We start from the raw sequence: 22,607 nt of genomic DNA on the forward strand, positions 1-22,607 counted from the left end.
AAGATATGAGAATCCAAAAATCAGCTAGATATGGCAAAATATCTGTATCAGTTGGAGGTGCCGGCTTGGGCTTTTTCCGCCGTTTCTCGACTTTGGTGCTGATCCTGCTGCTCATCCTTCCGCTGGCGCCGGTCCAGGCAGGGGCGGAGGATGCGTCCCAGGTCAATACTACCACAGTTCTGTTTACCCACGATCTCCACTCCCATTTTCTGCCCCAGGCGGATGGAACGGGAGGGGAATCGGGGGGCTATGCCCGGCTGAAGACTGCCCTGGACCGGGAGCGGGAGAACTATCCTAATGCTCTGGTACTGGACGGAGGGGATTTCTCCATCGGGTCCCTGATCCAGACGATGTACACCACTCAGGGAGCGGAATTACGGACCATGGGTGCCCTGGGTTATGATGCCGCTACCGCCGGCAACCACGAGTTTGACCACGAGGGGACGGGCTTTGCTCAGATGCTTAACGCGGTGGTCCTCAGTGGGGAACCCTCGCCGGCGCTGCTCATGTCAAATTACAAGCCGTCTCCTGAAAATCCGGATCAGCTCAATATCCAGCGCGCCATGGCGGCATACGGAGTTCAGGATTATATGCTGCTGGAGCGGGGTGGCGTGACCTATGGCATTTTCGGATTGATGGGAGAAAATTCCGCCGCATGTGCCCCCGCCTCTGGCTTTGTTCTGGGCGATGTGGAGGAAAATGCCCGGCGGTGCGTGGATGCCCTGAAGAGCCAGGGGGCGGAGTTCATTATTTGCCTGTCCCACAGTGGGACCAACGAAAAAAAGAAGCTGTCTGAGGATGAGCGGCTGGCCGAAGAGGTGGAGGGTATTGACCTTATCATCTCCGGCCATACCCATACCACTTTGAAAGAGCCGCTGGTGGTTGGGGACACCTATATCGTATCCTCCGGTCCTTATTGTGAGAATTTGGGCTCCATCACTCTGAATTGGTCAGCGGAAGGAAAGGAGCTGGCCGATTACCGGCTGATCCCCATCGACGAGACGATGCCAGAGGACGGGGAGATATCGGCTCTAGTGGAGGAGTGGAAGGGGCTGGTGGAGGGCGGCTATCTGTCCCGGTATGGTTTGTCTTATGACCAGGTGCTTACCACTCTAGACTTTGACCTCACGGCCCCAGAGCCCGGCATACAAACTGGAAACGCCCTAGGTGAGTTGGTAGCGGATTCCTTCCTGTGGGCGGTGGAGAATTTAGAGGCCGACGCACCGGATGGGCCTGTAGTGACTGTTACAGCCGACGGGGTCCTCCGTGCCCCACTGTACGCCGGAGAGGTCACCACCTCTATGGCTTTTGATGTGCTGTCCATGGGTGTGGGAGCGGACGGGACTTCAGGTTATCCCCTGGTGTCCTGTTATCTTACCGGGAAAGAGCTGAAAGCGGTCACGGAGGTGGATGCTTCCGTCACCCCCATCATGCCGGTTGCCCAGCTCTATATGGCTGGAATGGAATATTCCTTCAACACCCACCGGATGTTCTTCAACCGGGTGACTGAGGCGCGCATATACCAGGATAAAAGCCGGACTGAGAAAGCACCGGTCCTGGGAGGCGGGACTTCGGCGGAAGACATGGGCTTCTCCGTGACATGGCAGGAGCGTGAACACACAGAGATAGACGACGACCAACTCTACCGGGTAGTCACCGGGATGTACTCGGCCCAGATGCTGGGTACCATCCAGGAACGATCTTTTGGGTTGCTATCGATTGAGCCCAAGGACGAGAACGGCCAGCCTGTCACCGACTTCACCCAGCGCATCATTTACGACCAGTATGGGAATGAGGTAAAGGAGTGGTACGCGCTGGCGGCCTATCTACAGTCCTTCGCAGAGGATGGATTGCCTGAACGCTATTCAGGCCCGGATGGGCGGAAGGATGTCAGCCAAAGCTGGAATCCGGTCGAGCTGCTGAAACGTCCTAACTGGATCACACTGGTGACGCTGCTGGTGCTGATCCTGGTCGCTGCCCTGGTGGTCGTTTTGGTCCGCTGGGCAGCGCGGCGCCAGAGAAACCGACGCTATGGTGGGCGTGGGCACCGTTGGAGAAGAATGATGTGATCCCCGCGGCAGGGGCCGCGTAAAATAAGGAGTTTGGGCGCCGGGGGGATCCCGGTAAACAATTCAACAAGGAGGATCCGCAGTGAAGAAGTATGAGATCGCAAAGAAAAAGACGCTGACACCAGAGATCGGCCAGATCTCGGTGTACGCGCCGCTGGTAGCCGCAAAAGCAAAGGCTGGTCAGTTCATTATCCTGCGCGTGGATGAGGAGGGGGAGCGTATTCCTCTGACCATCTCCAGTGCGGTGGATGGGCTCATCACCGTCATTTACCAGAAGATCGGCGGCACGACTTTGGCTTTGGACGAGCTGAACGAGGGCGACTGCCTCCACGACTTTGTGGGCCCTCTGGGACAGCCTACTGAGGTAGAGGACCTGGGCCGTGTAGCCGTTCTGGGCGGCGGACTGGGCTGTGCCATCGCACTGCCTGTGGCCCGAGCGCTCCATGAGGCCGGGAACCAGGTGGACCTGATCGGCGGCTTTAAGACTAAGGATATCGTCATTCTAGAGGAGGAGATGAGCCAGGCCTGTACTGACCTGCACATCTGCACCGACGACGGCACCTACGGCTACCACGGTTTCGTCACCGGAAAGCTGGAGGAGCTCATCAACAGCGGGGTCAAATTTGACCATGTATTCGCCATTGGCCCCCTGATGATGATGAAATTTGCCTGCAAGCTGACAGAAAAGTACGGCATCCCTACTACCGTCAGCATGAACCCCATCATGATCGATGGTACCGGGATGTGCGGCGGCTGCCGGCTCACTGTGGGCGGCGAAGTGAAATTCGCCTGTGTGGATGGCCCCGACTTTGATGGCCATAAGGTTGATTTTGATGAAGTTATCGCCCGCAACGCCACTTATAAGGAACATGAGGCCAAGGCGAAGGAGAAGCATCTCTGCCGCCTGGGAGGAGGTGCCATGAATGGCTAATATGCAGATGAACAAGACTCCGATGCCGGAGCAGGAACCCAATGTCCGCAACGCCAATTTCCAGGAGGTGGCTCTGGGCTACACCATGGAGCAGGCTCAGAACGAGGCACAGCGGTGCCTGAACTGTAAGAATAAGCCCTGTGTCAGTGGCTGCCCGGTGGGCATTCCCATTCCTGACTTTATCGCTAAGGTGGCCGAGGGAGACCTGGCAGCCGCCTATCAGCTTCTGTCCGACGCCAATGCCCTGCCTGCCATCTCCGGCCGGGTGTGCCCCCAGGAGACCCAGTGCGAAGGCAAGTGTATCCGTGGCATCAAGGGTGAGCCCGTGTCTATCGGCCGCATCGAGCGGTTTGTGGCCGACTGGGCTGCCGCCAATGGCATCGCCAATGTGGCCACCGCACCCAAGAATGGACACAAGGTGGCGGTCATTGGTTCCGGCCCTGCCGGCCTGACCTGTGCTGGTGAGCTGGCCCGCATGGGCTATGACGTGTCCGTGTTCGAGGCCTTCCACACCCCTGGAGGTGTTCTCAGCTACGGCATCCCCGAGTTCCGTCTGCCCAAGGCCATCGTGAAGCGTGAGGTGGAGAACCTCCAGAAGATGGGGGTAGACATCGAGCTAAATATGGTGATCGGCAAGGTATTGACCATTACGGAACTGTTCGACATGGGCTATGAGGCTGTTTTTATCGGCTCCGGCGCCGGATTGCCTATGTTTATGAAGATCCCTGGAGAGTCCCTGGTGGGTGTGTACTCCGCCAATGAGTACCTGACCCGTATCAACCTGATGAAGGCATATAAGCCCGATGCCGAGACACCCATCCTCCACAGCAAGAAGGTGGCTGTGGTGGGCGGCGGCAACGTGGCCATGGACGCCGCCCGGTGCGCCAAGCGCCTGGGAGCCGATGTCCATATCGTATACCGTCGCTCTGAGGCGGAGCTCCCAGCCCGTGCCGAAGAGGTCCACCACGCTAAGGAGGAGGGCATCGTATTTGACCTGCTCACCAACCCTGTGTCCATTGAGGGAGATGAGAAGGGCCATGTCCAGTCCATCACCTGTGTCAAGATGGAGCTGGGCGAGCCTGACGCCTCCGGCCGCCGCCGCCCTGTGGTCATCGAGGGCAGCGAGTTCAAGATGGAAGTGGACGCGGTCATTATGGCCCTGGGCACCCAGGCCAACCAGATGAGCTATGGGGATACTCCCGGTCTGGAAAAAACCAGAAAGGGCTGTGTGGCGGCGGACGAGAACGGCTGTACCTCCTGCACCGGCATCTTTGCCGGCGGTGACGCCGCTACTGGCGCCGCAACGGTCATCCTTGCGATGGGGGCGGGCAAGAGTGCCGCCAAGTCCATCGACCAGTACATCAAGAGCAAGGGCTGATCGGGCCCGGCAGACAGAAAAAAGGACCCGGCGCTGTCATTCGACAGCGCCGGGTCCTTTTCTTGTTTGGAACAGACGGGAGAGAAAGGGCGCTTACAACTTAAAATCCTCATCCGTGAGTACCGAGGTGGCCAGTTTGGTGGGGCGGGGAGGAACCCGACGAAGGGGGTCATACTGAAATGAACGGCAGTGTGAGCTGGGGGACATAATTCCCCGCTTGGGACAGGCCACCTGGTCCTCGTTCAGCGTGCGGCCGTGGGCGCAGTAGGCGCATCTGGGCTCGATTTTCTTTTGAAACAAATTCATGGCGGGCCGCTCCTTTTTTCATCTTGCCCATATTATAATACAGATCTTCCCCTTTTTCCACTGCTTTTTTTTAGCACATACAGAGCCAGGGCAAAAAAGACCAGCCACATCCCCCAGGCCCAGGCGGCCGAAATGGTGAGAGCACGGTGGAAGTCCAGGGTAGCAATGGCCTCGGTCTGTTCCACCAGGTAGGAGGCGACGGATATTTCCTGGGGAAAGAACCAGAGCAGCCCGCCTATGAGGGCGGCGGACAGAGCGCCGTGGAGCAACTTCCCGGCCACATAGGTGCGCAGGGACAGGCCGCTGTCCCCCAGAAAGGCCATGACCTGGCAGTGGACAGACACTCCTGCCCAGCCCAGCATGAAGGCGGCCATGGATAGCCGGCCGGTCAGGGCCCCCTCCGTGAGGGAGGACACACCGGAGGACATCTCCAGCAGTCCAGTGAGCAGCTTCTGGGCCCACTGTTGGGACAGGCCAAAGGGGGAGAGAAGGGTGGACAGAAGAGCGGATGAGGTAGACATAAGACCGGAAAAGGTGAAGATACGAATGGCAACCGTAAAGAAAAGGATGAAAGCGCAGATGTTGAGGGTGGACTGAAGTGCCCCGGTGACAGAACGGGTAAAGGCGGCGGGAAAACTGGTGGCCTGAAATTGTGGCCCAGCCTGCCTCCAACGGCGGGGGCCCTCCTCCGGCCGGTAGAACCGGAAGAGTAACCCAATGAGAAGGGAGGCGGCCAGATGCGCGAAATAGAGCATGAGTCCCGCTCGGCCGCTGCCAAAGATCCCAGTGCCCACCACTCCCAGAATAAAGGCCGGACCGCAGTTGTTGCAGAAGGCCAGCATTCGTTCCGCCTCCGTTTTGGAGCACTGGCCATTCTCATACAGGCTGATGGCTGTTCTGGCCCCCACAGGGTAGCCGCCCACAAACCCCAGGGCTAGGGCGGTAGCGCAACTGCCATTGACCCGAAACAGAGGGGCCATGACCGGCTCCAGAAGCCTGCCAAGATAGCGGGACATTCCAAGTTCTACTACTAAGGAGGACAAAACGAAGAATGGAAACAAGGAGGGGACGATGACATTGGCGCACAGCTTCAGTCCATCCTTCATGGCCCCCATGGACTGCTGTGGCCATACCACAAGGGCGGCGGCGGAAAGGAGCAGCCCCAGACCGAGCAGAATGTCCCTGTACCTTTGCTTGCCCAAAATCCGACCCAAAACTATCACCTCCCGGAACAAAGCATATGGCTGAAAGGGGAGAAGGATGCCTGTCCTGAAAAAAATGTTTCAAATCGAGGGGTGGAGATGAAACCAAACCAGACCCTGCGGTGTTATGATAGTTGAAGCGCGTTTCAACAGAAAGGAGGGGGGAAATATTCTGGAGGAAGAGATCGTGCTCAGACTGAACCGGGGAGACCCAGCCGCGCTGGAGGCCCTGATAGACTGCTATGCTCCCTATGTCTGTGGGGTGGCGGCCCGTATTCTACCCGGCCGCCCAGAGGAATGGGAGGAACTGGCGGGCGACGTGTTTCTGGCCGCCTGGGACAACCGGAAAAAGCTCCGGCCAGGGCAGGTGAAGGGGTGGCTGTCCACAGTAGCACGAAACCGGGCGTTCAACCGCCGGCGAGGTCATCGAGAGGACCTGCCCCTAGAGGAGGATATCCTACTACTGCAGTCGGACCTCCCCCAGAGTGAAGCGGAGTACAGGGAGCTGCGGTCAACACTATCCCTGGCTCTTGGCAGCTTGGACCAGCAGGACCGGGAACTATTTGTGCGTCACTACTACTATGGCCAGACGGTGGCAAGAGCGGCGGAAGAGATGGAACTCAACTTGTCTACCGCCAAGACGAGGCTGCGTCGGGGCAGAGAGAGGTTGAAGAGATTTTTACAGGAGGTTGGTTATGAACCAATGGAAAATTGAGATTTCTGAGCTTATGGAGCAATACACGGATACGGAGTTTATACCGGAGGAGGAACACGAAGTGGATGTGGATCTGATTAAGAAAAGAGTGATAACTGCTGTACAGGGAAAACGCCATACAGCGCGGCGGACCGGGTTGGTTGCCGCGGCACTTGCGGCCTGTTTGGCGCTGGTAGGCTGGGCCTACGGAGAGCAGATCTATACCCTGATGTCCGGCGGCCAGTTAAGTATTGGAGAAAACTATGCGAGTATCTCGCTATCCACAGGGTATGACGAGGCGGGTACCCCTCTTGTGGTGTCTTGGGAGGCTGGCAGGCTGTGGTTTGTAGCTGATGGCCAGCATATAGACATTACAGACCGGATCAACGAGAGCACTCCATATATTTATAGCTCAGAGGACGACGAGGGAAACCGTACTGTCGTCGTAGTGGGAGGTGAGCCTGAGCGTTGCGGCTGGATGGAACGGTGGGAGGCCGCCGATGGCATGAGTGCTGCTGAGGTGTATGACAGCATGACTGGCAGTGGTGAGAAAGAACCGGCTTGGCTGGTCAACGCCAGAGCTCAACTGGGTATTACCGAGTAAAGAAACGGGCAGAACAGCGTATGAGCTGGCCGCCTTGCTTTTTCGTCCAGGCCCTGATAGAATAAAAATAGGCCCTTCACCACAGGTGCTGGGCCTATTCTGATTCTATGCCAGTGCAAGTGAAAAGGGAGGGAACTCAATGGAGCGATACCGGGTGGTGGACACGCCTTTGGGTCCAATTACATACCTTCTGGTGAAGAAGCGGGTAAAAAACTTGAATCTTCACATTCGGCGAGATGGCACGGTAGTTTTATCCATCCCCACACACTGTCCTCTGGAGCAGGCTGACCACCTGATTGCTCAAAAGGGCGGCTGGATTATGGATGTGCGAGCTCGTTTGGCGGATCGAACTGTTCCTTTGCTCCCTGGCCCTGATAGAGAAGAGTGCCTCCGTTTGCTGGAAGATGCTGTTGGCCGGGTTTATCCTCTGGTAGAGGGACTTGGAGTGGCACGCCCTCTGTTGAAGCTGCGGAAGATGAGAAGCCAGTGGGGCAACTGCCACTGGAGCCAGGGGTATATCACCCTGAATGTGGCTCTGGCCCGGTGCCCAGAAGGGCTGCGGGACTATGTGGCGCTTCATGAGCTGGTCCACTTTCTTCACCACGATCACGGCCCCGGCTTTTATGCCCGGATGGATACACTCATGCCGGACTGGCGACGGCGGCGGCAGGAACTGAAAAAATACAGCGGTGCACTTGAAACCGCGGGATGAGGGTCCGGCACGATACTGTGCCGGACATTTAAACTTTAAAATTTATCGAAAAACAATAAAAATATATTGACAATCGGTTTTCACCGTGCTAGGCTAGGGTAGCAAAGGGGGAATCTTCCATGGAAAAGACAGGGGTACAGAAGCTGGCAGGCGTTCTGAAAATGCTGGTCGTTGGCATGATGGTGCTGAATGTAATTGCGCTGTTGTTCGTACCTTGGCTGGTGACTTCAGCGGACGAGCTGCATCTGTTTCTGGAAGAGCGGGTGCTCCATCTGCTTCGGATTCAGCCGTATGGCGAGGACGACATAGTGATTCCCATAATTTTTGTGGCTCTGGCCGGCTGGGGAGAGGTCTGGCAGGATACGGTCTGCGCCCTGTACACCCTTTTTTTGCTGATTTGCGGTGTGTGCTGCTTTGTGATTCTCAAGCAAGCCAAAGGGATACTCAATACCGTTCTGGAGGGAATGCCGTTCCAGATGGCCAACGCCCGCAGTATGAGGCGGGCGGCGGTCTGCTGCTGGATTATCACCGGGATGGCGGCGGTGCGGCTGATCGGGGAGCTGATATGGTTGAAAAACACGGCTCCTATTTATACCTATAACACCCTGTTCATCCCCATCTTCCTGATGGGCGGGCTGCTGTTCCTGGTTATGTCCGCCCTGTTTCGCCAGGCGGCGGAGCTGAAGGAGGACCAGGACCTGACAATTTGAGGGGGCGGGTCTGTGAAGATTGTAGTCAATTTAGATGTGATGATGGCCAGAAGAAAGATGTCCCTGGGGGAGCTGGCCCAGCGGGTGGATATCACGATGGCGAACCTGTCCATTTTAAAGAACAACAAGGCGAGGGCCATCCGTTTTTCTACGCTGGAGGCCATCTGTGCTGCCCTGGACTGCCAGCCGGGGGACATTCTGGAGTTTGTCCCTGACGGGGAGGGGGAGCCATGAGCTGGATCAAAAGGCACAAAAAGCTGGCGCTATTTCTGGCGCTGGCCCTGATATTTCTGGGTTGGTGGTGGCAGCGGAGTCAATTTACTCCAGAGCGATGGGCAGCCCAGCCCGGTGAGCGCCACCACATTGTAGACGACCTGCTGACTTAGTACGGCGGCTTGAAGGGGATGTCCCAGGAAAGAGGTGGTGTCCCTGCTGGGACCGGACACCGATGGGGACCAGCGGGAGGAGAGGTTGACACCCGACGGTCGAGAAGTGCGAGAGCTTTTGGCCTATCCCATCGGGAGCTACGGGTTGGGATGGGGCTACCTGTTTGTCTATCTGGAGGACGGGGCCGTAACGGAGAGCAGGACCTATGGGGACTGAGGCCTGAAAAAGCACGGCTGGACCTATGGGGAAAGGAGGGCTTCAAGACCGGATGGAAGGAAAATTTGGAGGCAATATGAAACGGCTTTTAATCATTTTATCGCTGGCGGTGCTGCTGTGCGGCGTTCTTCTGGGGGAGCTGGGGCTGGGCGGCTCCGGAATGGAGAGACATCTGGAAAAACAACTGGGGATCGACCTGCCTGCAGGAGCGGCAATTACCTATGAAGACAGCCACGGAGGATTCCACGGCGACGGGGTGCTCACAGTTGTGGTGGAGTGTTCAGATCCCGATAAGGCGGAGGGGCTGATTGACGATATCTCCCAGCGCTGGAGGGAGAGCCCCATAGAGCCGGAGCTGTGGGAGCAGTTTCGGGCGGCATGGCGGCAAAACGGCGAACAGATACCCCCTCTGCCGGAGGAGCCACGGGGCTTCTGGTTTTACCGGGACAGGTTTCAGGAGCAATATGGAAAAAAGTGTGAGTTTAACCCGGTGCTGCAAAACTGCACCTTTGCTCTGATGGATACGGAACAGGGAAGGCTGTATGTACTGGAAACAGACTTCTAGGATTTTGGAGGAAAAAGCGTTGAAGACAAGGGAAGGGCGCTGGAAACAGATGGTTGCGATTGGGGCTGCTTTGGCGCTTTTGGCGGCCTTTTTCTGGTGGCAGAACAACGGCCTGACGGTGAGCCGGTACGAGTTTACGTCCACGAAGGTCCCGCGGGAGTTGGACGGATATACCATCGTCCAGCTCTCCGATCTGCACAACCACCGCTTTGGGGATGGCCAGCGCCGGCTGCTGAAGTTAGTGGAGGAGCTGGAGCCGGACCTGGTCCTGATGACAGGAGATCTGGTGGATCGGAACCGAACGGACCTGATCCCAGCTCTGGAGCTGGCAAAGGGGACGTCAGAGCTGGCGCCTACCTACTATATCACCGGTAACCACGAGTGGTCGATTGCAGACAGAGAGCGGACGGAGCTGCTGGAGGGGATGACCGAGGCCGGAGTCGTGGTGCTGGAGGACCGATGCGCCGTTCTTCCGGTGGGGGAGAGCTGCCTGGTGCTGGCTGGGCTGTCAGACGAAAGCCTGCGGGATGGAACGGTAGATTGGCTGATGGAGGATGTTCCGGATGGATTATCCATCCTGCTGGCCCACGAGCCCCAATTTATTTCCGACTACGCCAGGGCCGGAGCGGACCTTGTATTTTCCGGCCACGCCCACGGCGGTCAGATACGGCTGCCTTTTGTGGGCGGCCTCTATGCGCCGGGGCAGGGATTCCTGCCCAAACTGACCAAAGGGCTCTATGAAGTGGAGGACACCACTTTGGTGGTGTCCCGGGGACTGGGCAACAGCACCTTTCCATTCAGGTTCTTAAACAGGCCGGAGGTGGTGGTGTTGACCCTGAGGACAGAGGACTGAACAGAGGAGAAAAGAAATGAGAAAACAGATAATGACCGCGCTCCTGACTCTGTCCCTTGTGGGGACTCTCTCCAGCTGCTCCCTGGTCGGCTTCTGGCTGTCCGGCTGCGGCGGAGAGAAGGCCGACCTTGTAGTGGTAAATGAAAGCTCCGCAGTGATCGATGGGATCTCTGTGACAGAAAGCAGCCAGACAAAGTCGGTTTCCAGTGAGGATGGGAGCGGGCTGCTAGAGTGTGGAGAGAGTTACGGCCTGGAGCTGGCTGGGACGGGGGAATGCGTTGTTGTTCTCTTTGACTGCTGGCAGCGGGAGTTGGCCCGCAGCTATTTGGAGTTTCAGGGGGAGCGGCTTTTCCTTACCCTGAAGGACTGGGGGACCATGACCTGTACCACGGAGAATACTATGAAGTGAATGAATAGGGAAAGGATGGAGAAGAGATGAAAGAGAATATCAGCCGTGTGCTGCTTGGACTGTTGTTGACTTTCTGTCTGGTGACCGTTGTGGGGATCCCCCTCTATATTCACTTTGTCTGGCCTTTTCTGCCGTAAAAGTCTGATAGAGGCGAAGAGATGGACGAGCTGCTTATGATGGGCACTGCCTATATAGCCTTTCCAATAGCTCTGCTGGCGGCGGCAGTCTATGGTGTGAACAGTATCCGCCGCAAGGACCGGTGCTATTGGGCGCTCTTGGGAATTGCTCTGGGGAGCTTCCTTCTCCTGTGGGGCGGAAATAAGCTGTTGGGGTTGGCCTGGAGAAACCGTCCTGCTCTGATTCTCTGTCTGACGGCAATAGTGAGCTTTCTGGCCTGTATTTGGTATGTGGCCGTCAGGGGTTGGAAGAAACGTGTTCCTCAGGCGGTCCTGGTGCTGTGTGCTATGGTCCTGTCCAGTGTCGGCCTGTTCTGGGGCCTGTGGGGGATCTTTGTCACTTATGGCGGAGGGGAGAGAATACTAGCCCATGAGGGCTGCTTGCTGGTAGAGGTTGACCGCTCTTTTCTGGACCCCATGTACGACTACTACGAATACCGCGGGCCGATTTTCCGGGGAAGTCGAGAGATATACAGCACAGTGGGCGGAGATCCGCCCCGGCTGGAGGATGACGGAACAGCCTAAAAGGTGGGTTGATCTATGGAATTGATAGTTACCCTGGCGGCGTGGACGGTTCAAGCGGGAGCTGCTGCCCTGCTGGCTGCCCTCCTGGCCCTGGCCGCCAGTCTGATTCCTTTGGTCAGAAGAGTGAAATGGAGGAAACGCTGGGCCGCCGCCGGTGGTGCGGTCATTTTAATGCTTGCCCTTCTGTGCGGTCACCCCCTCCTGCGGTACCATAAGGGAGTTGAGCCCCTGCCACCCGACCTTCAGGCGGCGGTGATGAGGTACAGCCGGGGACTATATTCTGACAGACTCCCGCTGGTTCCCGTCTGGGTCCAGGTGGAGAGACGGCCACCTGGGTCCATAGCCTCCTGGACCATTCAATATTTCTGCTGGGGTACGGTGTCCATGGAGCTGGAGGAGGGGGGATGGCCCAGCGTCACAAAGCCGTTGAGATAAAGAAAAGGTTTCCCACAAGTTTCACCTCTTTCCCTCATACAAATAGGGGAGAGGTGATTTTTTATGGATAGAAAGCCACGGCGACCCGGTCTGCTGGAGCGGACAGCGGAGGCCCTGGACCTGCCCGCTGACGCCCTGGCAGGACTGCCCCGACTGGAGTTGGTGGGGGACGGGGAACTGAGAATGGAGAATCACAGGGGTATCCTGGCCTATGGTAAGGAGGAGATCCACGTCAGCGGCGGCGTGTTTATTGTAAAAATAGCGGGCGAGGGGCTGGAGCTGCGGGCCATGACTGGGCTGGAACTGCTCATCACCGGGAAGATACGCCAGATAGAGCTGGACTAGGAGGGAATCGGGATGAAGCGGCTGATGAATTTTCTGCGGGGAATGGCCGACCTGAGGGTTACCGGCCTGTTCCCCGAACGGTTGATAAACCTCTGTGCCCAGAACGGAGTGGAATTCTGGGGCGTAGAATGGCTGGATGAGCATACTCTGCGCCTCACAGTCCGCCGCCGACACTTGAGACAGCTCCGGGAGCTTGCCCAGAGAGTAGGCTGCGACGTCAGTCAGGAGGGCAGCCGGGGGCTGCCGGACTTTCTCATCCGCTTCCGGACCCGGTATGCCTTCCTAACGGGCCTCGCCCTGTCCCTGTGCGCCGTAGCCTTCCTGTCCCAATTCATATTGACGGTGGAGGTCAAGGGAAACGAGAGAGTACCTACCGCCGTTATCCTAAGCCAGCTGAGACAGCTGGGCGTCCGGCCCGGCGTCTATGGCCCCGGCCTGGACCGGCAGCAGCTGGCTCAGGAGACCCTGCGGGAAATGGAGGAGCTGTCCTGGGTGGGGATCAACCTCCACGGTACCCGCTTGGAGGTCATCGTGCGGGAGGCGGTCGCCTCCCCGGAGCGGATAGACGAGGAAGGATATTTTGACATCGTAGCCGAAGCAGATGGCATTGTCACCCACATCGAGCCGGAGCAAGGGGATGCGGCAGTTCAGGAGGGGGATACCGTGTTGGCCGGAGAGGTGCTTATCTCCGGCACTGTGACCATGGAGCCTCCCAAGTACAGCGACCTGCCCACCCGCTACTATCAGACCCATGCCAGGGGACGGGTGTGGGCCCGGACTTGGCGGACGCTGACGGCACAGATCCCCCTGGAGGCGAACACCAAAGTATATACGGGGGAGGATCGGAAGGTCTGGTCCCTGAAATTTTTAGACCGCCGCATCGAAATTTTTGGAAACAGTAGCATTTCCTGGCCATTCTATGATAAAATAACCACAGTGCGCCAACTCACCCTGCCGGGGGAGCGGGCTCTTCCTATCTCATTGATCCAGGAGAGTTATCGCGCCTACGAGCTGGAGAGCAGGGAGCTAGACCGGGAAGCGGCCCAGCGATTGCTGGAGGAACAGCTGAAAGACCGTCTGGAGCGGTTGATCGGGGAGGACGGACAGATAGATTCTATCCGATTTTCCGCCAAGGTGGAGGATGGGCAGCTGAAGGTGACCGCCCAGGCTGAGTGCCAGGAGGAGATCGGGAAAGAGGTCCCAGGTTCCGCCCCGCCAGAGGAGCACGGCGAATCAGAGGAGCAGGCCTCCTCATAAACAGGAGATAAGTAGGAATGACAGAACAGAGCATCAGCCTGGAGCGAATGGAGGAGACCATCAGCGTTTTTGGCTCCTTTGACGAGAATATCCGCCTCATCGAACGGGAGCTGGGGGTGACCGTAGTCAGCCGTGACTCGGCGCTGAAGATATCCGGTGAGGACCCGGAGGGTGTCATGCGCGCCGTCCGAACGGTGGAAAGCCTGATGACGCTGGCCGCTAGAGGGGAAGCCATCAATGAGCAGAACGTGCGCTATGTGATCCAACTGGTCCGGGAGGGCAGTGAGGCCCAGATTCACCAGTTGGCCAGCGATGTGCTGTGCGTCACTGCCAAGGGCAAGCCTATCAAGGCCAAGACCCTGGGGCAGAAAAAGTATGTGGAGGCTATCCGGGACAATGTGGTAACTCTTGGCATTGGCCCCGCGGGCACCGGTAAGACCTATCTGGCGGTGGCCGCCGCGGTGGCGGCCTTCCGGGCCAAGGAGGTCAACCGCATCATCCTTACCCGCCCGGCGGTGGAGGCGGGGGAGCGGCTGGGCTTCCTCCCCGGCGATCTGCAATCCAAGGTAGACCCCTACCTCCGGCCCTTGTATGACGCTCTCTTTGAGATGCTGGGGCCCGACACCTATCAGAAGTATCTGGAGCGGGGCAACATCGAGGTGGCCCCCCTGGCCTATATGCGGGGCCGCACGCTGGACGACTCCTTCATCATCCTGGACGAGGCCCAGAACACCAGCCGGGAACAGATGAAAATGTTTTTGACCCGCCTGGGCTTCGGATCGAAAATCGTCATCACCGGCGACATCACCCAGATCGACCTGCCGAAGGATGTGGTGTCCGGCCTGCGGGAGGCCATGCGGGTGCTGAAGGGCGTGGATGATATCGCCATCATGCGGCTGGGAGAGGCCGACGTGGTCCGCCATGCTCTGGTCCAGAAGATCATCAAGGCCTACGAGGTGGATGAGGAGAGGCGGTCCACCAAAAAGGAGTTTAAGAAATGACCCGTTTTTCCTGGCATGGCTATGAGGTGGAGGTGGACAAAACAGCCACCTCCGCTTGGTATGCCGAGGCGGAGGATTGGGGCTGCGCCTGCGGCCGCTGCCGGAATTTCCTGACCCTGGCACGGGAGAGAAGGCTGCCGGGCGAGATTCTGGAAATTCTGGACAGGCTGTCTGTCCCGCCTGCCAGGGCAACCTATGTGTGCGAGCTCTACCACGATAAGAACTGGAAAGAAAAGGGACTGCTCTACCAGTTCAGCTGGCGGATTGGCGGGGCGGTCCTGGCTGTGCCGCCGGGAGAAAATGGCCCGGGGTGGGGGCCGCTGATAGAGCGGCCCTGGGGCGGCCTGGTGCTGGGGCATGAGGACTATCCCTATGGCGCTCCGGATTTTCCAAAACCAAATTTTGACCTGGAGTGCCAGATCTGGCTGCCCTGGGTGCTGGACGAGCCTGTGGCTGGGGCGGCAGAGTAGAAGGGGCTGTTATGGCGGAGCGTTGAAGCAGAAAGAGAGAAGGTGCCGTTTATGTGGATGATATTCTGGGGCCTGCTGTTGTTTGTGTTTTTTGACTTTCGTATCAATGGCATCGTGTTTACACCGGATTTTGTCGGCTTTTTCCTGGTGTGGCTGGGGATCATTCGCTGTCGCGGAATCCAGACCTTTGCCCGGTACCACTGGACGGCACTTGTGGCCTGCGTGTTTTCAGGGGGGGAATATGTGTTCACCGGATTCACTGAGTATACCAGCTATTTGGGGGAACTGGAGTTGTCATTCACCCTGGTACGCACAGTGCTTCAGGCGGTGGTTACCTATGTAATCGTCAAAGGAATGGTGGAGCTTGAAACAAATACAGGACAAAACTTGAAGAGCAGGGGGCTGTTTTACGCTTGGCTGCTTATGGAAGTGGTCAGCGCCTGCGGTACCGTGCTGACATATTTGTTGGATTCTCTTCTCGTTTCCATAATCACTATAATCGTTTCCGTGATAGGCGTGGTCTGGTATCTGGTGAAATTTTACCAGTGCTTGAAAATGATAAGCCGGGATGGAATCAGCCTACAGCCCCGGAGCAGTAAGGAGTAATTATAATTATGGTAGAGGATACCAAGCGATATTTAGCCTATATCTGTCCCCGCTGCCGCCAGTCGGTCATCGTGGAGCGGGACCTGTTCTCTCTGGCTGCCTCCAAGGCCCACATCAAGTGCCCCTGCGGCAAGTCGGAGATGACGGTGGAGTTTCTGCCCAGCCGGGTCCAACTCACGGTGCCCTGCCTGTTCTGCGGTCGAGAGCACGCTGTGTCCTGCTCCTCCCACGCCTTCCTGCGGGAGAAGGCCCTGGCCTTCTCCTGTGCCGCCTCTGGCCTGGATTGCTGCTATGTGGGGGAGGAGGGGCCGGTCTACGCGGCCACCGCCCGTTTGGAACAGGCAGTGGACAAGCTGGGCGAGGACGAGGTGAGCCAGGGTGCGTTCCTGGATGAGATCGTCATGGAGGAGGTGCTGTCTGAGATCCGGGACATCGCGGCCCGCGGGGGCATCTCCTGTGCCTGCGGCAGTAAAAACTGGACCTTTCAGGTCAATTACAGCTCCGTAGACCTCATCTGCGCCGACTGCGGGGCCCAGATGCGGGTGCCGGCCGCTACCGCAGATGACATCGATGACATCTGCTGCAAAGATACCATTCTGATCCGGGGAAAGGAAAAAAGATGAGCCTATTTTATGAACACCATTTTCGATTGAACGGTCTGGATATCGACGGACATGGAATGTGCAAGGCCTCGGCCCTGCTCAACCACCTCCAGGACGCCGCTACCTTGGCGGCGGAGGCAGGTGGCTTCCACCGGGAGATGCTGATGGAGCGGTACGGGGCCTTCTGGATGCTGGCCCGGTCCTGGTACCGGCTGGACCGGCCCCTGCGGTTCGAGGACCAGCTGACTGTCCGCACCTGGCACCGGGGGGATAGGGGGGCCATGATGTATCGGGATTACGACATTTATGCCGATGGACAGCTGGTGGGTGAGTCCGTGTCCGGTTGGGTGCTGGCCAGCTTAGAGGGACATAAGCTGATGCGCCTGTCTTCGGTCACGGAGCTGGCTGGTACCGGAGGGGGAGAACTGTGTAAGACTATGACGCTCTCCAAGCTCCACTGCCCGGAGGAGCTGGTCCAGGTGGAGCGTCGGCCCATGCGGTACAGTGACAGCGATTTGAACGGCCATGTGAATAATACTCGGTACGCTGACTTCGCCTGCGACGCGGTAGAAATGGACAGGCTGGAGGAGGACCGGTTCCTGGCCTCGATGCAGATTGGCTATTTGGCCGAGTGCAGGCCGGGAGAACAGCTTGATATCCAATCCGGAGGGCAGGGGGACCAACGCTATGTCCGTGGATTGGACGAGAGCGGCAAATCCCGCTTTGAAGCGGCCCTGTTTTTTGGCAAAGCGGTTCCTTGACAAGAGACGCGGCAGAGCGTTACAATAACTTAACTATACACACTGGAAAGAAAAGATATGGCCCGGCCCGCCGGGCAGAAGAAAAAGGAGTTGTAGATATGGTCAATCAGGACGCCGCACAGAAGTTTGTCAAGCAGGGCCTTACCTTTGACGACGTGCTTCTGATCCCCGCCGCCAGCGATGTACTCCCCGCGGACATCGACCTGCGTACCCGTCTGACCCGGAAGGTCCATCTGAATATCCCCCTCATCAGCGCCGCCATGGACACCGTGACTGAGTACCGGATGGCCATCGCCATCGCCCGCGAGGGCGGCATCGGCATCATCCACAAGAATATGTCCATCAGCCAGCAGGCGGAACAGGTAGACATGGTCAAGCGCAGTGAGAACGGCGTTATCACAAACCCCTTCTGGCTGGGGCCCGGCCATACACTGGCTGAGGCGGATGAGCTGATGGCCAAGTACCGCATCTCCGGTGTGCCCATCTGTGACAATGGAAAGCTGATCGGCATTATTACCAACCGGGATATGAAGTTCGAAACAGACATGAACCAGCTCATCGACAATGTAATGACCAGAGAGAACTTGGTCACCGCCCCAGAGGGGACCACTCTGGCTGAGGCCAAGGAGATTCTCCGCCGGCATAAGATTGAGAAGCTGCCCATTGTGGACAACGAGTTCCGGCTGAAGGGCCTGATTACCATCAAGGATATCGAGAAGGCGACGGTGTATCCCAATTCCGCCCGTGACGAAAAGGGCCGCCTGCTGGTGGGTGCCGCCATCGGCGTTACCGCCGATGTGCTGGACCGGGTGGCAGCCCTGGTGGAGGCGGGGGCCGACGTGCTGGCTCTGGACTCGGCCCACGGCCACTCCCAGAATATTCTCAACTGTGTCAAGCGTATTAAGGCCCTCTATCCCGACGTACAGCTCATCGCCGGTAACGTAGCTACTGCCGAGGGGACACGGGCCCTCATTGAGGCAGGGGCCGACTGTGTGAAGATCGGCATTGGTCCCGGCTCCATCTGTACCACCCGTGTGGTGGCCGGCATCGGCGTACCCCAGATCACCGCGGTGTATGACGCCGCCTGTGTGGCCGCTGAGTATGATATCCCCATCATCGCCGATGGCGGCGTCAAATATTCTGGTGATATCGCAAAGGCTCTGGCCGCCGGCGCCAGCGTGGTCATGTTGGGCTCTCTGCTGGCTGGCTGCGAGGAGTCACCAGGCGACACCGAGGTGTTCCAGGGCCGCCAGTTCAAGGTCTACCGGGGTATGGGTTCCCTGGCGGCCATGAACCAGGGCTCCAAGGACCGCTATTTCCAGCAGAACAACAAGAAGCTGGTTCCCGAAGGGGTAGAGGGCCGAGTTCCTTACAAGGGACTGGCGGGCGAGACCATCTACCAGCTGATGGGCGGCTTGAAGGCCGGTATGGGCTACACTGGCTGTCACACCGTAGAGGAGCTGCACAGCAAGGCCCAGTTTATGCAGATTACCGCCGCTGGCCTCCGGGAGTCCCACCCCCACGATATCTATATCACCAAGGAAGCTCCCAACTATACCGTCAACCCCAGCTGACATATCAGGTACAGAGCCGCGCATGAGCGCGGCTCTGTTTTTGAAGGGAGGAAGATGACATGGAGCGATATACAAGGACTGTAGACGGAAAAGTTACAGTGGCCCCGGAGGAAATGGCAGCGGCTCTGGAGCGTCTCTCCGCCTTTGAGGATATGGCCTGCGGAGTGGAGCGGGAGCGGGAAGAAATCTCTGCCCGCCTGGAAGAGCTGCGAAATAGAGGAAGGGAGAAGACCGTCCAATTCCGGGAACTGCTGGCACAAAAGCTGGTCAACAACAATATGAAGCTGCTTCTGGAGCGGTATCGGATACACTGAGAGAGGGCCTCTGAAAAGGAGGCCCTCTTTCCTTATGATGAAAAGAGTGTCAAGGACTTTTTTTGACTGGAATAACGTGATACAATATCAGAAACGACTGAAGAACAGATCTCCTGGGATGCCGGGAAGAGAGAGGGGACAAAAAAGATGCTGAAGCTGATCCTTGGCCGCGCGGGAGCGGGAAAGACCACTGCGGTACTGAAGCGTCTGTGTCAGGCCGGGCAAATGCGCCAGCAGGTCCTGATGGTCCCTGAGCAGCAGTCCCATGAGGCCGAGCGTGCTCTGTGCCAGATGGGGGGGAACGGGGCCTCTCTCTGGGCTGAGGTCTTGTCCTTTAGCCGACTATGCGGCCGTGTCTTTCAGGCCGCTGGCGGCTTGGGGGAGCGGGAGCTGGACGGGGGCGGGCGTCTTCTGCTTATGTACCGGGCCCTCAAGGAGACATCAGAGGTCCTGACGGTGTATGCCCGCGCATCGCAGCGCCCTGCTTTCCTCACCGCTCTGTTGGCCACTGTGGATGAGCTGAAGAGCTGCTGTATCCCCCCTGAGGCGCTGATTACCGCGGGGCAGGAAGCAGGAGGCCCAGAAGGGAATAAACTCAGGGACCTGGGGTTGATCTGTGGGACTTATGACGCGCTCACGGCAAACGTGGCACTGGACCCTAGGGATCGCCTGACCAGAGCGGCTGAAAAGCTGAAGGAGTGCCGCTGGGCTGTGGGCAAGGATCTGTGGTTGGATGGATTTACAGACTTTACGCCCCAGCAGGAGGAGGTCCTGGGCCAGCTTCTGGTCCAGGCGGAGCATATGACTGTCACCCTGACCTGTGACCACCTGGAGGAGGATGAGGATGGGACAGGCATCTTTTCCCCAGCACGGAGAACGGCGGCCCGACTGATTAGACTGGCTCAACGGGAGAGAATAGGCTATAAAGTAGAATGCCTTGTCGGGGATTTTGCGGCAAAAGAGCGGCCGCTCCAATTTTTGGAGGGGCATCTCTTCGGTGGGGGCCTGGAGAGCCCCATTTCCTGTGAAGGGGCCGTCACTCTGTTTCGGGCCAATACCATGCGGTCCGAGGTGGAGTGGGTGTCATCGCGCATTTTGAGCCTGGTACGAGAGGAGGGCTACCGCTTTCGGGACATTGGTCTGGTGGCCCGCGATTATGGCGCCTACCAGGATTTGATAGAATCGGTGCTGCCCAGATATGGGATACCCGTATTTTCCTCCGCTATGGCGGATATTTTGGAGAAGCCCGTGCTCACCCTGGTCACCGCGGCCCTGGATACTGTGGCGGGGGGCTATGCCTACGAAGATATATTCCGCTATCTCAAGACCGGACTGACGGACCTGGGGGAAGAAGACCGAGATCTGCTGGAAAACTATGTTTTGAAGTGGGATATCAAGGGGAGCCGCTGGACGCAGACAAAGGAATGGACTTGGCATCCTAGAGGATATGGCATCCCCTGGGAGGAAGAGGACCGTGCCCTTCTGGAGCGATTGGACCGCGCCAGAAGGCAGGTGACCGCTCCTTTGGAGGAACTGAGAAAGGCCCAAGACAAGACGGGAAGAGGACAGGCGATTTCCCTTTACAGATTTTTGGAGCGCATTGGCTTGCCAGATCAGCTGGAGGCACGGGTAGAGGCGCTGAAGAAGCGGGGAGAGCTCGCTCTGGCGGAGGAGTACCGGCAGCTCTGGGAGATCCTCTGTGGCGGACTAGAGCAGTGCGCTGCTTTGCTGGGGGAGAGAGGAATGGACCTGGAGGAGTTTGCCGGCCTGTTTCGGCTGGTCCTGTCCCAATATGATGTAGGAACGATCCCGGTTTCCCTGGATCGGGTGACCGCCGGTGAAACCACCCGTCAGACAGGGCACAGGGTGAAGGCTCTCTTTCTATTGGGGGCGGATGACGGCTCCATCCCCAGGGTTGGGGCGGCTCCTGGCCTGCTGTCAGATGATGACCGCTCTCTGCTGGCGGTATACGGTCTGGAGCTGGACCAGTCCCAGCGGGAACTGCTCTTCCGGGAGATGACTACGGTCTATCAGATCTGTGCCCGCCCCAGCCACCGCCTAGTGGTATCTTGGGCTGTCCAGGGGCCGGGAGGTGAGGAGAGAAGGCCCTGTTTCCTGGCCCAACGGCTGCAGCTGCTCTATACTGATTTGGACATATGCCATGAGGAGGAGCTGGAGGGGCGCTTCCGGCTGTCCGCCCCTCTGCCCGCCCTGGAGCAGGCGGGGAGAGACACGAGGCTGCGGGAACTGTTGGGAAGCCTGTCTGGCTTGGAGAGCCAAGTGGACAAGCTGGAGCGGGTAGCTGGCTGGGAGAGGGGGCAACTCACTAGGCAGACGGTGGACCAGCTGTACGGGAGACGGGTGGCCATGTCCGCCTCACGGATGGACAAGTATAAATCCTGCCACTTCTCCTATTTTATGCGGTATGGCCTGCGGGCAGAGCCTAGAAAGCCGGCAGGCTTTACAGCGCCGGAGTATGGCACATTTGTCCACTATGTGCTGGAGCATGTCCTTCAGGACGATATGTTCCGCCAGACAAGACTGCCTGGGATGGAGCCGGAAAAATTAGATGAGGATACGCGCGGCCGGCTGCGACAGCTCACCCGCCAGGCGGTGGACCGCTATGTGGCCGAGGAGCTGGGAGGGCTGGAAGGCCAGAGTGACCGCTTCCGCTACCTGTTCCACCGACTGCTCAGATCGGTCCAGGCGGTGGTGGACAACGTGGCGGAGGAGCTTCTTCACTCCAGCTTCCGACCTATCTCCTTTGAGCTGGGTTTTGGAAAGGGGGAGGACCTGCCGCCAGTCGAACTGACTGTGGATGGAGTTACTATCAGCGTTTCTGGGTTCGTAGACCGGGTGGATGGATGGGTCCACGACGGGCGACTCTATCTGCGGGTGGTGGACTATAAGACGGGGCGAAAGTCCTTTGATCTTACTGAGGTTTGGAACGGCCTGGGCCTTCAGATGCTTCTTTATCTCTTTACTCTGGAAGAACGGGGGGAGTCCCTCTATGGGCTGCCAGTAGAGGGCGCCGGGGTGCTGTATCTCCCGGCTCGGGACGCGGTGGTTCGAGGAAGCCGGACGATGAGTGAACAGGCATGGCGCAAGGCGTTAGACAGGGAATTGGTCCGAAGCGGACTGGTCCTGGATGACTTCGCCGTGCTGGAGGCTATGGAGCACGTCTCTGAAGAAGGGTACCGTTTCCTTCCCCTGAAGGTGTCCAAGTCTACTGGAGCTATCACTGGAGACGCCTTGGCCAGCGCGGAGCGCCTGGGCCGCCTGGGCCGCCACATCCAAAGGGTGCTGGGGGAGATCTGCGGAGAGCTGGCCCAGGGCAACATCGCCGCGGATCCTTTCTGGCGGGGACCGGAAAAAAATGCCTGCCGCTTCTGTGACTATGCCGCCGCCTGCCACTTTGAAGAAGGGCGGGGTGGGGACCGTAGGCGCTGGCTGCCCAGTATGAGCGCCCAGGAGTTCTGGGAAAATATGGGAGAGGAACTATGAA

General features: G+C 58.2%; 27 protein-coding genes. 25 read left to right on the plus strand and 2 right to left on the minus strand.

Going from position 1 to position 22,607, the window contains the following annotated elements; genetic code table 11:
- Positions 1–5 precede the first annotated feature (5 nt).
- From MCG44_RS07330 to gltA, 3 genes are all read left to right on the plus strand, one after another.
- Positions 6–2,069, plus strand: coding sequence for a bifunctional metallophosphatase/5'-nucleotidase (locus tag MCG44_RS07330; protein WP_240287521.1), 2,064 nt, complete (start codon positions 6–8; stop codon positions 2,067–2,069).
- A gap of 82 nt (positions 2,070–2,151) precedes the next feature.
- A complete protein-coding gene (locus MCG44_RS07335; RefSeq protein ID WP_147571965.1) occupies positions 2,152–3,000 on the plus strand; it encodes a sulfide/dihydroorotate dehydrogenase-like FAD/NAD-binding protein in 849 nt (282 codons plus the stop codon).
- A complete protein-coding gene (gene gltA / locus MCG44_RS07340; protein ID WP_186853255.1) occupies positions 2,993–4,378 on the plus strand; it encodes an NADPH-dependent glutamate synthase in 1,386 nt (461 codons plus the stop codon). The genes MCG44_RS07335 and gltA overlap by 8 nt, the downstream gene beginning before the upstream one ends.
- Before the next feature lie 93 nt (positions 4,379–4,471).
- Here the strand turns inward: gltA and MCG44_RS07345 are convergent, their stop codons facing one another.
- Together MCG44_RS07345 and MCG44_RS07350 are read right to left on the minus strand one after the other, a co-directional pair.
- Complete coding sequence (locus tag MCG44_RS07345) at positions 4,472–4,684, minus strand: hypothetical protein (RefSeq protein WP_147571964.1); 213 nt, start codon at positions 4,682–4,684, stop codon at positions 4,472–4,474.
- Between the two features lie 32 nt (positions 4,685–4,716).
- On the minus strand, positions 4,717–5,907 hold the full coding sequence (locus MCG44_RS07350; RefSeq protein ID WP_240287523.1) for a nucleoside recognition domain-containing protein: 1,191 nt from the start codon (positions 5,905–5,907) through the stop codon (positions 4,717–4,719).
- A gap of 106 nt (positions 5,908–6,013) precedes the next feature.
- Here MCG44_RS07350 and MCG44_RS07355 point away from each other — a divergent pair, with 106 nt between their 5' ends.
- The 22 genes from MCG44_RS07355 (at position 6,014) to MCG44_RS07460 (ending at position 22,606) form a co-directional block, all read left to right on the plus strand.
- Positions 6,014–6,601 carry an RNA polymerase sigma factor gene (locus tag MCG44_RS07355; protein ID WP_147571962.1) on the plus strand — a complete coding sequence of 196 codons (588 nt, stop codon included), beginning with the start codon at positions 6,014–6,016 and terminating at the stop codon, positions 6,599–6,601.
- The gene (locus tag MCG44_RS07360; RefSeq protein ID WP_186853257.1) at positions 6,582–7,184 is read left to right on the plus strand and encodes a hypothetical protein; all 603 of its coding nucleotides are present in this window, start codon (positions 6,582–6,584) and stop codon (positions 7,182–7,184) included. The genes MCG44_RS07355 and MCG44_RS07360 overlap by 20 nt, the downstream gene beginning before the upstream one ends.
- A gap of 139 nt (positions 7,185–7,323) precedes the next feature.
- Positions 7,324–7,896, plus strand: coding sequence for a M48 family metallopeptidase (locus MCG44_RS07365; protein ID WP_240287524.1), 573 nt, complete (start codon positions 7,324–7,326; stop codon positions 7,894–7,896).
- Between the two features lie 119 nt (positions 7,897–8,015).
- Positions 8,016–8,606, plus strand: a complete 591-nt coding sequence (locus MCG44_RS07370; protein ID WP_147571959.1) for a DUF2975 domain-containing protein — start codon at positions 8,016–8,018, stop codon at positions 8,604–8,606.
- 12 nt (positions 8,607–8,618) lie between these two features.
- Positions 8,619–8,840, plus strand: a complete 222-nt coding sequence (locus MCG44_RS07375) for a helix-turn-helix domain-containing protein (protein WP_186853259.1) — start codon at positions 8,619–8,621, stop codon at positions 8,838–8,840.
- Positions 8,837–8,992: a hypothetical protein gene (locus MCG44_RS07380; RefSeq protein ID WP_240287526.1), complete on the plus strand. Its 156-nt coding sequence runs from the start codon at positions 8,837–8,839 to the stop codon at positions 8,990–8,992. Before MCG44_RS07375 ends, MCG44_RS07380 begins: the two co-directional genes overlap by 4 nt.
- Positions 8,993–9,029: 37 nt before the next feature.
- Positions 9,030–9,209 (plus strand): hypothetical protein, encoded by a 180-nt coding sequence (locus MCG44_RS07385; RefSeq protein ID WP_240287528.1) that lies wholly within the window; start codon positions 9,030–9,032, stop codon positions 9,207–9,209.
- Between the two features lie 76 nt (positions 9,210–9,285).
- Entirely contained in the window at positions 9,286–9,774 is a 489-nt protein-coding gene (locus MCG44_RS07390; RefSeq protein WP_240287530.1) for a hypothetical protein, read from the plus strand.
- Positions 9,775–9,793: 19 nt separating this feature from the next.
- On the plus strand, positions 9,794–10,627 hold the full coding sequence (locus MCG44_RS07395) for a metallophosphoesterase (RefSeq protein WP_240287532.1): 834 nt from the start codon (positions 9,794–9,796) through the stop codon (positions 10,625–10,627).
- Positions 10,628–10,643: 16 nt separating this feature from the next.
- The gene (locus MCG44_RS07400; RefSeq protein WP_147571955.1) at positions 10,644–11,036 is read left to right on the plus strand and encodes a hypothetical protein; all 393 of its coding nucleotides are present in this window, start codon (positions 10,644–10,646) and stop codon (positions 11,034–11,036) included.
- A gap of 158 nt (positions 11,037–11,194) precedes the next feature.
- Positions 11,195–11,737: a hypothetical protein gene (locus tag MCG44_RS07405; protein WP_240287534.1), complete on the plus strand. Its 543-nt coding sequence runs from the start codon at positions 11,195–11,197 to the stop codon at positions 11,735–11,737.
- Between the two features lie 15 nt (positions 11,738–11,752).
- Positions 11,753–12,172, plus strand: coding sequence for a hypothetical protein (locus tag MCG44_RS07410; RefSeq protein WP_186853264.1), 420 nt, complete (start codon positions 11,753–11,755; stop codon positions 12,170–12,172).
- A 63-nt stretch (positions 12,173–12,235) separates the two neighbouring features.
- Positions 12,236–12,517 carry a YabP/YqfC family sporulation protein gene (locus tag MCG44_RS07415; RefSeq protein ID WP_147571952.1) on the plus strand — a complete coding sequence of 94 codons (282 nt, stop codon included), beginning with the start codon at positions 12,236–12,238 and terminating at the stop codon, positions 12,515–12,517.
- 12 nt (positions 12,518–12,529) lie between these two features.
- Positions 12,530–13,774, plus strand: a complete 1,245-nt coding sequence (locus MCG44_RS07420) for a sporulation protein YqfD (RefSeq protein WP_186853265.1) — start codon at positions 12,530–12,532, stop codon at positions 13,772–13,774.
- A gap of 17 nt (positions 13,775–13,791) precedes the next feature.
- Complete coding sequence (locus MCG44_RS07425) at positions 13,792–14,775, plus strand: PhoH family protein (protein ID WP_147571950.1); 984 nt, start codon at positions 13,792–13,794, stop codon at positions 14,773–14,775.
- Entirely contained in the window at positions 14,772–15,245 is a 474-nt protein-coding gene (locus MCG44_RS07430) for a hypothetical protein (RefSeq protein WP_186853266.1), read from the plus strand. Before MCG44_RS07425 ends, MCG44_RS07430 begins: the two co-directional genes overlap by 4 nt.
- Positions 15,246–15,296: 51 nt before the next feature.
- Complete coding sequence (locus MCG44_RS07435) at positions 15,297–15,851, plus strand: hypothetical protein (protein WP_240287536.1); 555 nt, start codon at positions 15,297–15,299, stop codon at positions 15,849–15,851.
- 8 nt (positions 15,852–15,859) lie between these two features.
- On the plus strand, positions 15,860–16,474 hold the full coding sequence (locus MCG44_RS07440; protein ID WP_147571947.1) for a hypothetical protein: 615 nt from the start codon (positions 15,860–15,862) through the stop codon (positions 16,472–16,474).
- On the plus strand, positions 16,471–17,214 hold the full coding sequence (locus MCG44_RS07445; RefSeq protein ID WP_147571946.1) for an acyl-[acyl-carrier-protein] thioesterase: 744 nt from the start codon (positions 16,471–16,473) through the stop codon (positions 17,212–17,214). The genes MCG44_RS07440 and MCG44_RS07445 overlap by 4 nt, the downstream gene beginning before the upstream one ends.
- Before the next feature lie 98 nt (positions 17,215–17,312).
- On the plus strand, positions 17,313–18,788 hold the full coding sequence (gene guaB, locus MCG44_RS07450) for an IMP dehydrogenase (protein WP_186853267.1): 1,476 nt from the start codon (positions 17,313–17,315) through the stop codon (positions 18,786–18,788).
- A gap of 59 nt (positions 18,789–18,847) precedes the next feature.
- Entirely contained in the window at positions 18,848–19,102 is a 255-nt protein-coding gene (locus MCG44_RS07455) for a hypothetical protein (protein ID WP_147571944.1), read from the plus strand.
- Between the two features lie 147 nt (positions 19,103–19,249).
- Positions 19,250–22,606 carry a PD-(D/E)XK nuclease family protein gene (locus MCG44_RS07460; protein WP_240287540.1) on the plus strand — a complete coding sequence of 1,119 codons (3,357 nt, stop codon included), beginning with the start codon at positions 19,250–19,252 and terminating at the stop codon, positions 22,604–22,606.
- Position 22,607 lies beyond the last annotated feature (1 nt).

It is taken from the genome of Lawsonibacter sp. OA9, from assembly GCF_022440585.1.

What these genes read in the sequence shown, in the direction of transcription:
- MCG44_RS07460 (WP_240287540.1), top strand. Translation starts at nt 19,250, where the DNA reads ATGCTGAAGCTGATCCTTGGCCGCGCGGGAGCGGGAAAGACCACTGCG.
- MCG44_RS07380 (WP_240287526.1), top strand. Translation starts at nt 8,837, where the DNA reads ATGAGCTGGATCAAAAGGCACAAAAAGCTGGCGCTATTTCTGGCGCTG.
- MCG44_RS07445 (WP_147571946.1), top strand. Translation starts at nt 16,471, where the DNA reads ATGAGCCTATTTTATGAACACCATTTTCGATTGAACGGTCTGGATATC.
- MCG44_RS07400 (WP_147571955.1), top strand. Translation starts at nt 10,644, where the DNA reads ATGAGAAAACAGATAATGACCGCGCTCCTGACTCTGTCCCTTGTGGGG.
- MCG44_RS07370 (WP_147571959.1), top strand. Translation starts at nt 8,016, where the DNA reads ATGGAAAAGACAGGGGTACAGAAGCTGGCAGGCGTTCTGAAAATGCTG.
- MCG44_RS07455 (WP_147571944.1), top strand. Translation starts at nt 18,848, where the DNA reads ATGGAGCGATATACAAGGACTGTAGACGGAAAAGTTACAGTGGCCCCG.
- MCG44_RS07420 (WP_186853265.1), top strand. Translation starts at nt 12,530, where the DNA reads ATGAAGCGGCTGATGAATTTTCTGCGGGGAATGGCCGACCTGAGGGTT.
- MCG44_RS07410 (WP_186853264.1), top strand. Translation starts at nt 11,753, where the DNA reads ATGGAATTGATAGTTACCCTGGCGGCGTGGACGGTTCAAGCGGGAGCT.
- MCG44_RS07365 (WP_240287524.1), top strand. Translation starts at nt 7,324, where the DNA reads ATGGAGCGATACCGGGTGGTGGACACGCCTTTGGGTCCAATTACATAC.
- MCG44_RS07405 (WP_240287534.1), top strand. Translation starts at nt 11,195, where the DNA reads ATGGACGAGCTGCTTATGATGGGCACTGCCTATATAGCCTTTCCAATA.
- MCG44_RS07440 (WP_147571947.1), top strand. Translation starts at nt 15,860, where the DNA reads ATGGTAGAGGATACCAAGCGATATTTAGCCTATATCTGTCCCCGCTGC.
- MCG44_RS07430 (WP_186853266.1), top strand. Translation starts at nt 14,772, where the DNA reads ATGACCCGTTTTTCCTGGCATGGCTATGAGGTGGAGGTGGACAAAACA.
- MCG44_RS07425 (WP_147571950.1), top strand. Translation starts at nt 13,792, where the DNA reads ATGACAGAACAGAGCATCAGCCTGGAGCGAATGGAGGAGACCATCAGC.
- MCG44_RS07345 (WP_147571964.1), bottom strand. Translation starts at nt 4,684, where the DNA reads ATGAATTTGTTTCAAAAGAAAATCGAGCCCAGATGCGCCTACTGCGCC.
- MCG44_RS07355 (WP_147571962.1), top strand. Translation starts at nt 6,014, where the DNA reads ATGATAGTTGAAGCGCGTTTCAACAGAAAGGAGGGGGGAAATATTCTG.
- MCG44_RS07435 (WP_240287536.1), top strand. Translation starts at nt 15,297, where the DNA reads ATGTGGATGATATTCTGGGGCCTGCTGTTGTTTGTGTTTTTTGACTTT.
- guaB (WP_186853267.1), top strand. Translation starts at nt 17,313, where the DNA reads ATGGTCAATCAGGACGCCGCACAGAAGTTTGTCAAGCAGGGCCTTACC.
- MCG44_RS07360 (WP_186853257.1), top strand. Translation starts at nt 6,582, where the DNA reads ATGAACCAATGGAAAATTGAGATTTCTGAGCTTATGGAGCAATACACG.
- MCG44_RS07415 (WP_147571952.1), top strand. Translation starts at nt 12,236, where the DNA reads ATGGATAGAAAGCCACGGCGACCCGGTCTGCTGGAGCGGACAGCGGAG.
- MCG44_RS07330 (WP_240287521.1), top strand. Translation starts at nt 6, where the DNA reads ATGAGAATCCAAAAATCAGCTAGATATGGCAAAATATCTGTATCAGTT.
- MCG44_RS07390 (WP_240287530.1), top strand. Translation starts at nt 9,286, where the DNA reads ATGAAACGGCTTTTAATCATTTTATCGCTGGCGGTGCTGCTGTGCGGC.
- gltA (WP_186853255.1), top strand. Translation starts at nt 2,993, where the DNA reads ATGGCTAATATGCAGATGAACAAGACTCCGATGCCGGAGCAGGAACCC.